This is a genomic window from Williamsia sp. Y853 (genome assembly GCF_056786495.1).
In genome coordinates, this window is sequence record NZ_JBXCJC010000001.1 from 1,617,029 (window position 1) to 1,629,851 (window position 12,823).

General features: G+C 62.1%; 12 protein-coding genes. 5 read left to right on the plus strand and 7 right to left on the minus strand.

The window, feature by feature from the left end; genetic code table 11:
* Positions 1-554: 554 nt before the first annotated feature.
* Complete coding sequence (locus tag AC1TPF_RS07660) at positions 555-1,595, plus strand: alpha/beta hydrolase (protein WP_482143331.1); 1,041 nt, start codon at positions 555-557, stop codon at positions 1,593-1,595.
* A gap of 55 nt (positions 1,596-1,650) precedes the next feature.
* On the opposite strand, the gene AC1TPF_RS07665 is transcribed toward AC1TPF_RS07660, so the two are convergent.
* The gene (locus AC1TPF_RS07665; RefSeq protein WP_482135717.1) at positions 1,651-2,586 is read right to left on the minus strand and encodes a 1,4-dihydroxy-2-naphthoyl-CoA synthase; all 936 of its coding nucleotides are present in this window, start codon (positions 2,584-2,586) and stop codon (positions 1,651-1,653) included.
* Between the two features lie 36 nt (positions 2,587-2,622).
* On the minus strand, positions 2,623-3,720 hold the full coding sequence (locus AC1TPF_RS07670) for a GGDEF domain-containing protein (RefSeq protein ID WP_482135716.1): 1,098 nt from the start codon (positions 3,718-3,720) through the stop codon (positions 2,623-2,625).
* A 26-nt stretch (positions 3,721-3,746) separates the two neighbouring features.
* Here AC1TPF_RS07670 and AC1TPF_RS07675 point away from each other — a divergent pair, with 26 nt between their 5' ends.
* Positions 3,747-4,418 (plus strand): PaaI family thioesterase, encoded by a 672-nt coding sequence (locus AC1TPF_RS07675; protein ID WP_482135715.1) that lies wholly within the window; start codon positions 3,747-3,749, stop codon positions 4,416-4,418.
* A gap of 214 nt (positions 4,419-4,632) precedes the next feature.
* Positions 4,633-5,556, plus strand: a complete 924-nt coding sequence (locus AC1TPF_RS07680; protein ID WP_482143333.1) for a DUF6492 family protein — start codon at positions 4,633-4,635, stop codon at positions 5,554-5,556.
* Positions 5,557-5,571: 15 nt separating this feature from the next.
* On the opposite strand, the gene AC1TPF_RS07685 is transcribed toward AC1TPF_RS07680, so the two are convergent.
* On the minus strand, positions 5,572-5,838 hold the full coding sequence (locus AC1TPF_RS07685; protein ID WP_482143334.1) for a hypothetical protein: 267 nt from the start codon (positions 5,836-5,838) through the stop codon (positions 5,572-5,574).
* A 177-nt stretch (positions 5,839-6,015) separates the two neighbouring features.
* Between AC1TPF_RS07685 and AC1TPF_RS07690 the strand changes: the two genes are divergently transcribed.
* Both AC1TPF_RS07690 and AC1TPF_RS07695 read left to right on the plus strand, forming a co-directional pair.
* Positions 6,016-7,125, plus strand: coding sequence for an enoyl-CoA hydratase/isomerase family protein (locus AC1TPF_RS07690; protein ID WP_482143335.1), 1,110 nt, complete (start codon positions 6,016-6,018; stop codon positions 7,123-7,125).
* Positions 7,122-7,898, plus strand: a complete 777-nt coding sequence (locus tag AC1TPF_RS07695) for an enoyl-CoA hydratase (RefSeq protein ID WP_482135712.1) — start codon at positions 7,122-7,124, stop codon at positions 7,896-7,898. Before AC1TPF_RS07690 ends, AC1TPF_RS07695 begins: the two co-directional genes overlap by 4 nt.
* A 63-nt stretch (positions 7,899-7,961) precedes the next feature.
* On the opposite strand, the gene AC1TPF_RS07700 is transcribed toward AC1TPF_RS07695, so the two are convergent.
* From AC1TPF_RS07700 to AC1TPF_RS07715, 4 genes are all read right to left on the minus strand, one after another.
* Entirely contained in the window at positions 7,962-9,356 is a 1,395-nt protein-coding gene (locus AC1TPF_RS07700) for a cytochrome P450 (protein WP_482143337.1), read from the minus strand.
* An 88-nt stretch (positions 9,357-9,444) separates the two neighbouring features.
* Complete coding sequence (locus tag AC1TPF_RS07705) at positions 9,445-12,078, minus strand: helix-turn-helix transcriptional regulator (protein ID WP_482143339.1); 2,634 nt, start codon at positions 12,076-12,078, stop codon at positions 9,445-9,447.
* A gap of 53 nt (positions 12,079-12,131) precedes the next feature.
* Positions 12,132-12,329: a hypothetical protein gene (locus tag AC1TPF_RS07710; protein ID WP_482143340.1), complete on the minus strand. Its 198-nt coding sequence runs from the start codon at positions 12,327-12,329 to the stop codon at positions 12,132-12,134.
* Positions 12,330-12,443: 114 nt separating this feature from the next.
* Positions 12,444-12,668, minus strand: a complete 225-nt coding sequence (locus AC1TPF_RS07715; protein WP_482135708.1) for a response regulator transcription factor — start codon at positions 12,666-12,668, stop codon at positions 12,444-12,446.
* Between the last annotated feature and the right edge of the window lie 155 nt (positions 12,669-12,823).

Genomic DNA, 12,823 nt, shown 5'->3' on the forward strand with positions numbered 1-12,823 from the left:
AATGGGCGCCCCGGGGGAATCAGCCTGTGTTACTTGTCTATTCGGCTGGAGGTGTCTCGCCACCGCCACCGAGGAGACCCCCGATGATCGCGATGATTGTGCCGAGTCCGATTTCGGATGACAGGTCTGTCGATGCCATATGCTTTCTACCTTTCGTAGACTTCATTTGGATGAACACGACTCGTCGAAGGGGGCTCGAGTTTTGAACTCCCCGACCAACTTGAGCCAACTTCACCCTGTCATCGAATTTCGAATATGTCATGTGTTTTCGGCGGCTGATTTTCGAATTGTTTTGACATATCGCTTTGAGCTGGAATCAATTTGGAAAATTGGTAATTGATTTGTGTCCCCAAATGTCATGACGGCGCCGGGTGGTATGGCTGGGCGACACCGTTCGGATGACGAGTGTATGGAGAGATAGCGATAGCAAATGCGCTGGTTGCGCTCGCTCGGACCGGTACGCCGAACAGCTGGTTCGGCCGGTTGCGGGCCTGGTGTTCCTGTATTACTTTCCCGCGCGGCCGTTTTCCGGCTAATGTCGCCTCGTGACCCGAATGAGTACAGGAAAGACCCGCCGGTATGCGCGCGTCGCGCTGACCGCAGCAGTGACCTCGGTGATGGCTGCCACCACGCTACTGGTGACGTCGCCGGCCACCGCTGAAGGCCTGCCGCAGATCGGCATCGAATCGCCCGGTGGATCGAAGCTGGTGGGTATGACCCCGACCGGCCCCAAGAATCTCGATCTACTCGTCTACTCGGCGTCGATGGACAGGAACATTCCGATCTCGGTGATCTTGCCGAAGGATCGGTCGGTGCCGCGGCCCACGCTGTATCTGATGAACGGGGCCGGTGGCGGTGAGGATTCTGCGAACTGGCAGGCCAGGACCGACATCAACGGGTTCTTTGCCGACAAGAACATCAACGTGGTGACCCCGAACGCGGGTGCTTTCAGCTACTACACCGACTGGCAGCAGGACGACCCGGTGCTCGGCCGCAACAAGTGGTCGACGTTCTTGGGCAACGAATTGCCGCCCATCATCGACGAAGCTCTCGGTACCTCAGGGCTCAACTCCATTGCCGGTATCTCGTCGTCCGCGACCTCGGTGCTGAACCTGGCGATCGAGCATCCGGGACTCTACAAGTCGGTCGGCTCGTACAGCGGCTGCGCGTCGACATCCAGTGATCTCGGCCAGATGTACATTCAGATCACGGTCGACGCACGCGGCGGTGGCGACCCGACCAACATGTGGGGGCCGCTTGACGGACCGGGCTGGGCGGCGAATGACCCGATCCTCAACGCTGAGAAGCTGCGCGGTGTGAAGCTCTACATCTCGAATGGCACCGGCCTGCCCGGAAAGCACGAGACCCTCGATCGGGCCGACGGTGACGTCCAGACTCTGATCGACCAGATCATTGTTGGTGGTGGCATCGAGGCCGCCACCGGTCTGTGCACCGCTGCCCTGGTTGATCGCCTGAACGAGCTGAAGATCCCGGCCACATACGACTTCCCGCTGACCGGAACCCACTCGTGGGGCTACTGGGAAGATCAGCTGCACCTCTCATGGCCGACGCTGGCAGGCCCGATCGGCGCCTGACCCACTCGACAACACAAAAAGGCCCCGCCATCTGGCGGGGCCTTTTTGTTGGGTCCTAGTAGTAGAACGGGTAGTCGTCCCAGTTCGGATCGCGCTTCTCCAGGAAGGCATCTCGGCCTTCGACGGCCTCGTCGGTCATGTAGGCCAGCCGGGTGGCCTCGCCTGCGAAGACCTGTTGGCCCATCAAACCGTCGTCGGTGAGGTTGAATGCGAACTTCAGCATGCGCTGAGCGGTGGGGGATTTGCCGTTGATGGTCTTGCCCCATTCGATCGCGGTCGCCTCGAGGTCGGCGTGATCGACTACTTCGTTGACGGCACCCATCCGCTGCATCGACTCGGCGTCGTAGGCGCGGCCGAGGAAGAAGATCTCGCGGGCGTTCTTCTGACCGACCTGCTTCGCGAGGTAGGCGCTGCCGTATCCGGCGTCGAACGAGCCCACATCGGCGTCGGTCTGCTTGAAACGGGCGTGTTGGCGCGAGGCCAGGGTGAGGTCGCAGACAACGTGCAGTGAGTGGCCACCTCCGGCTGCCCATCCGTTGACAACTGCGATCACCACTTTGGGCATGGTCCGGATCAGGCGCTGCACCTCGAGGATGTGCAGCCGGCCGCCCTCGGCCTTGACCCGGGCCGAATCGACGGTGTCGGAGGTGTCGCCGCCCGCGTACTGATAACCCGAGCGGCCGCGGATGCGCTGGTCGCCGCCACTGCAGAAGGCCCAGCCGCCGTCCTTCTCGCTCGGGCCGTTGCCGGTCAGCAGGACCACTCCCACATCGGGGCTCCGACGCGCGTGATCCAAGACGCGATACAGCTCATCGACAGAGTGGGGGCGAAAGGCGTTGCGTACCTCGGGGCGATCGAATGCGATCCGCACGATGCCGTGTGGGCGACCCTCGCCGACGTGGCGGTGATAGGTGATGTCGGTGAGGTTGTCGAAACCTTCAACCGATTTCCACTGCGTTGGATCAAAGGGCTGATCTGTTGAGGCGCTCATGGGTTCTGAGCGTAGTGGCAGATTTTCACACCATGATCAGGAGGTCTGCTCGAGCTCTCCCGGACCTTTGGCGCGTTTGGCCCGGTAGAGGTCGGCGTCCGCCTCGGCAAGCAATTGCGCGATGGTGATGGTCGCGGCAGGTCCGAAGGCGGCGCCGAAACTGGTGTCGATGTGTTGTGAGCGGATCCGGGTGAGCACGTCATCGGATCGTGCGCCGGACGTGCCTTCGATGCAGATCGCGAACTCGTCGCCGCCGAGTCGGGCGAAGACGGCATCTTCGGGAATCGACGACCGCAACTGTCGGGCGAAGTCGATCAGGTGTTGGTCTCCTGCCTGATGTCCGAACGCGTCGTTGATGGCTTTGAAGTTGTCCACGTCGAGCGCGGCAATGCTCAGTGTTGTCTGTGCGGAACGTGCGCGAGCGAGTTGGTGGGCGGTCGCAATCTCCCAGCCGGCCCGATTCGGCAGTCCGGTCAGTGGGTCGGTGCATGCAATGGTGACGAGAGCGCGCGTCACCAGCCCGAAGGATTCGGCCGCGCCCACTATGGCGAGGACAAATGCGAAATAGGTGAGTGGTGAGGCCGATACCGACACCGCCAGCGCGAGCACGGTTGACGCGGTCAGGACGGCAATGAGTACGCGTGCGAGAGCGAGTCGCAAGAATGCGATCATGTACATCGACAAGAACATGGCGGCCACCAGGCAGACGAACGGGGCGCCGGCGAGCACGTGGAATGCGATCACTGCAGGGGTCGCGATCATCGCGGCAACGATTGCCGGAAGCAGATTGGCCGGCCGGCGCCGCAGATAGATCAAACCGAATAGGCCCATGATCACTGCGACGATGGCGCCCGCGGGGTTGGCGACCTCGACTTTCCTGATCGACAACGGGAACAGGATGGAGAGAAGACCGATGGTGTACAGGAATGTCGTCGCTGCCAAATAGATGCGAAGGGCTCGGAGCTGCAGCCGCCGCACAATCTGGGTCGTGGTGCCGGATACCAGGCTGAATCGGTTCACGGTGTACTCACGCTTGTCGGGCCGGCCCGCGTTCACACACCACGGATAGAAGTATGTCCCAGTGTCCGAATCGGTGCTGTGCAACGCAGGCTGAAGAGCCTGCGTGCGGCTCATCGGCTCCGGTCGATACTGTCGTAGCCATGACCCCGGGAAACCCACTAGAAGAGACCGCCGTGACCTTTGGGGACGACGCACCTCTCGAAGAGCGTCACGAGGGTGGATTTCGCCCGAAGTTCGACCTCGACCTGACCCGCGGTGGTCCGCGATACGGCGAGTTCATAGAGCAGGTTCGTACGTTCATGGACCGGGTGAAAGCGGCTTGCCCGCCTGACGATCTCGTCGATGAGCTGATCGACGAACTGAAGGTGATGAACGACCGGCTGGACGCCGTGGCGATCGACGAATGGCGTGCACCTTCAGGTGGGCGCATCGATCTGCCGGCACGGGGCAACATCACGTTGCCGCCCTATGAGGTCGACGAGGCCACGGCCGAGAACGTGAAAGCGCGGATCACATTCCGGCGCTATCACCTCGGTGGGAACAATGCTGCCCACGGTGGCCAGGTCGCGGTGGCCTTCGACGATCTATTGGGCATGTCCGGCGCGCTCGGATCCGGTGGGATCACCCGGACCGCATATCTGACGGTCAGCTACCGCGCCATCACCCCGCTGGGGAAAGAGCTCGTGATGAGGTCGTGGGTCGACCGCATCGAAGGACGGAAGGTGTTCCTCAAGGGCAGCCTTCACGACGGCGACACCCTGTGCGCCGAGGCCGACGGACTGTTCATCAAACTGAACCCCGGCCAGCCGTAGTCCGAACAGGCTCAGTTTCGATTTCGAGTTCTTATTGCGTGTGAATTGCCGGATACTCGGTTGATGTGACCGCCTCGGTACTCGCGGTGTATCTGGTGTCTCTGTGCGCGCCAAGGGTTTTGAGGCCACGCGTGGAAGCCGCAGCACACCGGACGCTCGCTCTCATTGGTGGGCATGTCCTGACGACTAATGAACGGGTTCTCGTATGGCCGCGATGATGATCCTCACTGCGAGTTATCGGCCTGACTTTGACGCCTTTGTAGATCTCCACGCCAGCGTGGTGAAACACGCGTCGCCCGAGATTGTTCACCGCGTCGTCGTCCCAGACCGCGACGTTGCGCTCTTTCGGGGCATCCTGTCGGACAGGCTTGATGTGCACGCGGTCAGCGAATACGTGCCGAGATCATTCTTGTCGACGTATCCCGTGTCCAGGAAACTCCAGAGGCAATCGCGGATACCCCGCTCAGTCAGATCGATCGAAGCCGTCAACCTGCGCCATCCCTGGCCACCGATCCGCGGCTGGCTTCTTCAGCAGATCGTGAAGCTTGCTGCTGTTGCCGCGGCCGAAGCTGATGTGGTTGTCACGATCGATTCCGACATCGCAATGATCCGGCCGTTCGGGCCGGCTGACTTCGTCAATAACGATGTCGTGCGGTTCTACCGTCTACCTGGAGGAATCGGCGACGAACTTCCCCGACATTCGCAATGGCATCTCGTGGCGGGGGAACTACTCGGCATCCCACCGGGCAGCGTAGAGAACACCACCGATTACGTCTCGAGCATTTTGGCGTGGAATCCGTCAATAGTTCGGGCGATGCTGGAGCGGATCAGCGACACGACCGGGCATGAGTGGCGCGGCGCGATCGCCCGCCACCTACATTTTTCAGAGTGCATCTTGTACGGCGTATTCCTGGACGGGTTGGGAACCGAGAACGACAGGTCGTTGGCGTCCGCTGATTCACTCTGCCGAGCGCATTGGGATCCGGTGGCTCTCGATCGGGCCGGTGCCGACCGACTTGTCGGATCGATCAAGCCTGGTGATTTGGCTATTCACATCCAGTCGACGTCCAAGACTCCGGCGCAGATTCGCAAGTACGCCATCGATGCAGCCGAGTCCGTTGCCTCGGCGCGTGAATAGCTCGTCGCCGATGAGCTACCAGCGCCGTCGGCGCCGCAGCGCGTAGATGGCAATTCCCACGCCGACAACACTGAGTAGATCCGACTCGGTCAAGCCGTTAGTCGAGGTGAAGGAAAGGAGCACTGCTCCTTCGATCGGCCCGTTGAAGAGGATCCACAGCACTGATACCCCGATGAGGGTGAATGCTGCGGGACGGCTCGGCTTGGCCAGCGTCCACGCCCCGCAGACGAACAACAAGATCAGCAGCACGAGGCCGTGAAAGAGCGCGGGCGTAATGGGCATCCGTGCAGTATCTCAATGACGCCTGAGGGAACGCTGATTCATTCAAGTGATTCGTGACACCTCGCCTGGGGCGGCCGGGAGTTGTCTCACTGCGTTGACAGTGCCAGGGTCTCTGGACTGACGATACTAGGATATGCAAGTATTGTGAGCGCCGTCGCCGTCGATCATTGGAGAGTCATGTCAGACGAGAGCACCGTCCTGGTCCGGACGGAAGGCCGCATCGGCCGGATCACCTTGAACCGCCCCAAGGCCATCAACGCCATCACCCACGAAATGGTGCTTGAAATCGATGCTGCTCTCCGTAAATGGGCAGATGACGACACCGTCGAAGCGGTGGTCGTCGACGGCGCCGGTGAGCGGGGCCTGTGCGCGGGCGGCGACATCGTTGCCATCCACCGCGACGCCTTGCAGTCCACCACCCTCGACGACGCGGTCGCGTCTCCCTCGGGCAAGTTCTGGTACGACGAGTACATCCTGAACGCCTACATCTCGCACTACCCGAAGCCCTACATCGCACTGATGGACGGCATCGTCATGGGCGGCGGGGTTGGTATCTCGGCGCACGGCAACACCCGGATCGTCACCGACCGCACCAAGATGGCGATGCCTGAGGTCGGAATCGGCTTTGCGCCCGACGTCGGCGGCACGTACCTGCTGGCCAAGGCCCCGGGCGAACTCGGCACTTACCTGGCGTTGACTGCTGCGCAGATCAATGGCGCCGATGCCATCGCTGTCGGATTCGCCGACCACTACCTACCGTCGGACAAGATCACCGACTTCATCTCGGCGCTGACGCATCGGTCGGTGGATGAGGTCATCGGCGAGTTCTGCATCGAACCGCCGGAATCGGGCCTGCTGGCCAAGAAGCGCTGGATCGATGATGCCTTTGCGGCCGACACCGCGGTCGGGATCGTCGAGCGACTGCGCGGTCACGACGAGTCCGATGCCCACGACACCGCCAATGTCGTTGCGGCGAAGTCTCCCACCTCGATCGAGGTGACCGTGCGATCGCTGCGAGAGATCACCGCAGCGGAGACGGAGCGCAGCGGAGCTCGACCCAGCCAACCGACCACATTGGAGACCGCGCTGGTCACCGAATATCGGGTGTCGATTCACTTCCTCGTCCATCACGACCTCGCCGAAGGCATTCGCGCACAGGTCATCGACAAGGATCGGTCACCCAAGTGGTCACCGCCAAGCCTCACCGCAGTCGAGAAGGCTGACATCGACGCCTTCTTCGCCCCGGTACCCAAAGAACTCGAACTGACGAACGGAAACCAGGCATGAGCGACTACGAAACGATCATCACGGAGCAGCGCGGCCGGGTGGGAATCATCACCCTGAATCGCCCGAAGGCTCTGAACGCCTTGAATTCTCAGCTGATGAACGAGGTCGTCGCGGCGGCGCAGGCATATGACATCGATCAGTCGGTCGGCGCGATTCTGATCACCGGTTCCGAACGCGCATTCGCTGCCGGCGCCGACATCAAGGAGATGGCCGACAAGTCTTACGTGGACATGCTGGCGGTGGATTTCTTCAGCGCTTGGGATGGCCTGGTCAACGTTCGGACACCGGTCGTCGCGGCCGTCGCCGGGTTTGCCCTCGGTGGTGGGTGCGAGCTGGCGATGATGTGCGACATCATCATTGCCGCCGAGAACGCGGTCTTCGGTCAGCCGGAGATCAACCTCGGTGTGATCCCCGGAATCGGTGGCTCGCAGCGACTCACCCGCGCCATCGGTAAAGCCAAGGCCATGGACATGGTCTTGACCGGCCGCCGGATGAAGGTCGACGAGGCCGAGCGCGCTGGCCTGGTCTCCCGCGTGGTGCCCACCGAGTCGTACCTCGACGACGCACTCGCGGTCGCGAACACCATCGCGGAACTGTCGCTGCCGATCACGATCCTTGCCAAGCAGGCGGTGAACCGGTCGCAAGAGATCGGCCTCACCGAGGGAATTCTGTTTGAGCGCAGGGTCTTCCACTCGACGTTTGCAACCGAGGACCAGTCCGAGGGCATGGCCGCCTTCGTCGAGAAGCGCGACGCGAAGTTCAACCACCGCTGATCGCGCACACCGTATAGACGCTCGTCCTTCTCACGCCCGCGCAGTTCGCAGACTGCGCGGGCGTCAGTTTTCTGCGCGGCTGTCGCTTGGGTTGCGGTCGGACACCCGGGCGCGGATGGGTCCCTTCGGGATCATCGTGAACGGAAGTGTCACGGGGAAGTCGTCATTCAACGCTTCGATTCGGTGGCGACCGACGATGGTGGCCAGTGCAAGAGTGGCTTCGAGCATTGCGAAGTGAGATCCGATGCAGCCACGTGGTCCCCCGCCGAAGGGCAGGTACTGCCACCGGTCGCGGTCGTCGAAGTTCTCTGGAGCGAACCGATCGGGGTTGAACTCCAAAGGATTATCCCAAATCGACGGATCGCGGTGCATCGCATAGATACCCACCGCCAACCAAGTACCACCTGCGACCCGAAAACCGTCCACGTCGACGTCGGCGACCGCCTGCCTGGACAGTGCCGGTGCCGGCGGGCACAGCCGAAGCGCCTCGTGCAACACCCGAACCGTGTAGGGCAGATCCGACAGATCGTCGGGTGTCAGTCGACGATTGCCGAGCTGGGCGACCTCGTCTGCGACGCGATTCTGGAGGACCGGATTGCGTCCCAGTGCCCACAGCGAATAGGTCAGCGCCGTCGACGTGGTGTCGTGACCGGCGAACACGAATAGGACGAGCTCGGCACAGATCTGTTTGTCCGTGAGTGAAGCACCGGTCTCTGGGTCCGTTGTATCGATCAGCGCACGGACCAGTGGTGCCTCCCGGCTGGGATCATCGCGACACTCCTGCAGGATCTTGGCGGCGAGTAGCTGGAGATTTGCGGCGGCTGTTCGTGCGCGGTGTCGGGCGGGGGTCGGCGTCCAACGCGGCGCTCTGAGCGCCCTCGCGGCGCGGCTGATTGCATACCCCAGCGTTGTGTTCATTGCATCCGCGAGTCCCTCGATGTGGTCGTCGAGCCCGAGCCCGAGCATCGAGTGCCCCAGAGCCCGCAACGTCAGCGAATGGCACATTGCGTCGAGGTCGGCCACGTCCGAATCGTCGCACTGGTCGAAGCAGTACTCGGCCGCCTCGGCCATGTACTGGGAGTACCCGGCAACGCGGTTTTTGGTGAACACTCGCTGAAGAGCGCGACGACGCGGCAACCACTCGTTGTGCTTGAGGTTGAACAGATTGCCGCCCATCAGTTGCCGCTGTTCATCGAAGAAGGGAAGGTCCTTCTCGATGAATGTGTGCGGGCGATCGAGCACATCGTGAATCCCCTGAGGTGATGTGGTGATGACCAGTTCGGGGATCATCCACTTGGGCGCGAGCTTGTAGCGGGTCACTGGGCCACCGGCGTCGCGAAGCGTTTCCATCCCGCTGTGATAGTTCCGGGTGGCCTTCACCCGCTTGAGATAGGGCAGTGGGTTGCGTGGTGCGAGGGGGAGTGTGGCCACCTCGACGGGATCGACTGTTTCGACCATGATGCGACCGCCTGTTCCGGTGTCGGGTCGTCGATTGGTTCTGCAACCGACTATTCAACGGTCTGGCCGGAGCGTCGCGAGTAGTCGACTACCTCAATCGGGCACCGGTGAGGATCTGTGACAGTTCTTCTCGGCTGTTGACCCCCGCGCGTTGTGCGGCGCGATACAGGTGGCCTTCGACGGATCGCACAGAGACGCTCAAACGGGTGGCGATCGCGCTGTTTGACAGGCCGGCTGCAGCCAACGTGATGATCTCGCGTTGCCGCGCCGTGAAAGGTACGGCCACCGTTGCCTGGAGTTGGGCCGGAGTTGCGGTGCGTCCGCATTCGATGGCCAGACGCCGCGACATCTCGGACGCCAGGAGTGCCGATCCACGTAGTTGCCTGCTGCTGAAGATCCGTCCTGCCTGAGCCGCGGTGTCCGCGGCCGCCAACCGGTCGCCCATTCTCTCGTAGTATCCGGCTGCGGTCAGCACGCCTGCGGCGTCGTCGGTTGCCAGCGCGGCCGCGTGGCGTGCGGCGATGAGTGCGCGGGGTCCATCGACTCGAGAAGTCAGGTCGCCGAGCCGGTCTGCCATTGTGAGACAACCGAATTGGGTGGCGGTTTGCAGTGCCATGACCTCATAGCCGGTTTGGCCGCGGCGCCGTGCGTCATCGGCGGCCGCGATCGCCAGTTTGATCGCGTGGCTGACGGCACCCTCGACGGCGTGGGTCCAGGCCTTGGCCAGTGCCAACCCTGTTTCCATGAAGGTGTACTCGGAAGGCCAGACGTCCGACAGCAATTGCAGAGTTGTTCGGGCACCGGATATTTCACCACTGACGGCCTTCGCTTCCGCAAGCCAGATGAGGCAGGCCGGACTCAGGCCGTGCGGGTTCGATGTGTCGTTCTCGATTCCCACCCGGCTATCCAACAGTTCGGTGATCGCAGTCTGCACCCGCCCGGCCGCCAGAGCCGCATGCCCTCGTAGAAACGTGGCCTGGATATGGGTGGTACCCCCGACGTCACGTGCGATCTCGGTGAACCGGGTGGCCTCGTCGAGGCATCGGTCGATTCGGCCGGCGATTCGGCAGACCCGGGCATGGATGGCTGCGAGCCAGAACTGCAATTGCGCGGTCTGCCACGAGACCTCTGCTCTGGCGAAGCCTTGGTTTGCGTATTCGGTTGCAGCATCGCATTTTCCGATGGCTCCGGTGGACATCACCATGGCGGCTGTTGCCATCATCGAGAAGAAGTCACCCGTCCCGGTCCTGGAAAATGACGCCTCGGCCTCCCGGATGGCGTCCCAGGGCGCTGCCTGCACAGAGAGTATGCAGGCTCGGACTGCGCAGAGTTCCGATCGCACGGCCTGGGTGAGTGATCCCGCATCGACCTTATCGAGTAGTTCTGACGCCTCGGCGGGACGTGCGAGCATCCACACGAGGTTTGCGGCCCGCAAGATGTTCCACCGGGCGAAGGCCGGATTACCTGGCTCAACGGCATAGTCGATGAAAGCCTGCTCGGCCCTCTGCCCCTGGCCCGCCACCACCAATGTCAGCAGGTGAAAATACGCCTCTTCTGGTGAGATATCCAGGGCCAGCGCGGATGTGGCGAATCGCGTCGCAAGGTCGACATCGAGCGACAACAGCGCGATCTGTGATGCCCGGGCGAGAAGTGGGGGATCGGGACGAAGATCGGATTCGATCAGAAGCACTGCGCGCCGAAGCACGGCGGACGGCTCACCACGCTCACCGTCGGAGAGCGTGTTCGCGATGTCGGTGGCCAGGCGGCGGCGCCGAAGCAGACCGAGTTCGGCCCGGCGGACCTCTCCCAGCAAAGGGTGGCCGAGTCGGACGCTGATCGTTCCCGTGGGTGAGACGCGAGTGTTGATGGCGCCCAACGATTCGGCGAGTTCCAGCGTGGGCGCGTCGACCAGTGAGGCCAGTTCGGCCGTCGTCAGTGGTTCGCTGACGGCCAGCAGGTCGACCAGATCCGACACCGCGGATGGGAGATTGGTCATGTTGGCCCGGATGATTTCCGCCAATGTCGGAGAGATGGTCAGGTTGCCGGACCAGAACCACATGCCGGAGGTGTTGGTGAAACGGCCGGCTGCGTACTCTTCGTCGACGAGTTGGCGCAGCAACAGGACGTTCCCGTCGCACAGCGTGTGCAACCGTTTGAGGCTTGTTGATTCGATCGGTCCGCCGAATGCTCGCTCGAGTAACTGGCGCGTCTCTGTGCGGGACAGCGGCTGCAGTTCGAGGCGCGGCAGGTGCCGGTCTTTCCACAGAGCTGCGATGGCATCGGGTGCGGGTTCGCCGGTGCGTATCGACACCAACACATTGGCGAGTTTGCGTACCGTCAGCTCGTGAATCACAAACGCGGATTGATTGTCGAGGAGATGCGCGTCATCAACCGCCACGATCGGGGACTTGTCATCCGATGACGTCAAATAGTCGAGAAGGCTTCGAATCTGCCGAAGTGGTTGCGCGTCCACGTCGATATCCAGGTCGAGGTCGGCAAAAACGGCAAGTGGTACATCCCGGGACGACAACGTCGCGGACACCCGGTAACACCGGTGGCCCAAGCGGCTCGCCGCCGCGACGGCCTCGGTGCACAGTCGGGTTTTGCCGACACCGGCCGCACCACCGATGACGATGCCGTTGCCCCCACCGCGACGAGTGATTGAGGCCGTGGCGAGTTCTACTTCTTCTCGGCGTCCAGCGATCGGCCACTCGACGAACATGATCGACCCCCTCGATCACAATTCACGATGTCTGAAAGTTCTGCTTTATCTGCTCACCCGTACCGCTGGCGTAGGTGAGCCAGCTTTGCCTCCGCGACGTCGTAGAGCATCGGTAACGCAGTGATGTCGACGTCAAGGCAGTCGGCGACTGTTGTGGCCGGGATTCCGGCGGCTCGCAAGCGCAGCGCGATCGAATACACCACCGGCAGATCACTCATGGCGGTGTCGAGATCAGGCGCGTTGGTTGCCACCCATGCATCGTCATCCGATTTGGAAGGCGAGGGTGGGGTAGCGGACTACCCCGATTACGGATGCCGATTCGTGGCCCTACTCAGGCACCGCGCTGTCATGGACTCCGGGATGTGTCAGAACTCGTCGAGCGTGACGTAGCCGTCTTGGAGAGCGCGCGCCAACAGTGCTGCCTTGGTGTGCGCGGGTCGGCCGCTGGCCGCGTATTTACCTCGGATCCGGTTGACGTGAGTGTTTACGGTCGCCGCAGTGATGAACAATTCGCTGGCAGCGCTGGACTTCGAGTCATGCTTTACCCAGCATCGCAGCACTTCGATCTCGCGTGCGGTGAGACGTGGCATGGCAAACCCTCTGATGCTGAGAGGGGCAAGTGACAAAGTCATCGAAATATCTCCTGGTGATTGGCTTCCCGGCCCAGGATGATCTTCTTATGATTGGCGACGTTCGGGTAGCCACATCTTTTGGTTACACCAAAAATGCCTCATCGTTACCGTTG

What these genes read in the sequence shown, in the direction of transcription:
- AC1TPF_RS07660 (WP_482143331.1), top strand. Translation starts at nt 555, where the DNA reads ATGAGTACAGGAAAGACCCGCCGGTATGCGCGCGTCGCGCTGACCGCA.
- AC1TPF_RS07665 (WP_482135717.1), bottom strand. Translation starts at nt 2,586, where the DNA reads ATGAGCGCCTCAACAGATCAGCCCTTTGATCCAACGCAGTGGAAATCG.
- AC1TPF_RS07670 (WP_482135716.1), bottom strand. Translation starts at nt 3,720, where the DNA reads ATGAGCCGCACGCAGGCTCTTCAGCCTGCGTTGCACAGCACCGATTCG.
- AC1TPF_RS07675 (WP_482135715.1), top strand. Translation starts at nt 3,747, where the DNA reads ATGACCCCGGGAAACCCACTAGAAGAGACCGCCGTGACCTTTGGGGAC.
- AC1TPF_RS07680 (WP_482143333.1), top strand. Translation starts at nt 4,633, where the DNA reads ATGATGATCCTCACTGCGAGTTATCGGCCTGACTTTGACGCCTTTGTA.
- AC1TPF_RS07685 (WP_482143334.1), bottom strand. Translation starts at nt 5,838, where the DNA reads ATGCCCATTACGCCCGCGCTCTTTCACGGCCTCGTGCTGCTGATCTTG.
- AC1TPF_RS07690 (WP_482143335.1), top strand. Translation starts at nt 6,016, where the DNA reads ATGTCAGACGAGAGCACCGTCCTGGTCCGGACGGAAGGCCGCATCGGC.
- AC1TPF_RS07695 (WP_482135712.1), top strand. Translation starts at nt 7,122, where the DNA reads ATGAGCGACTACGAAACGATCATCACGGAGCAGCGCGGCCGGGTGGGA.
- AC1TPF_RS07700 (WP_482143337.1), bottom strand. Translation starts at nt 9,356, where the DNA reads ATGGTCGAAACAGTCGATCCCGTCGAGGTGGCCACACTCCCCCTCGCA.
- AC1TPF_RS07705 (WP_482143339.1), bottom strand. Translation starts at nt 12,078, where the DNA reads ATGTTCGTCGAGTGGCCGATCGCTGGACGCCGAGAAGAAGTAGAACTC.
- AC1TPF_RS07715 (WP_482135708.1), bottom strand. Translation starts at nt 12,668, where the DNA reads ATGCCACGTCTCACCGCACGCGAGATCGAAGTGCTGCGATGCTGGGTA.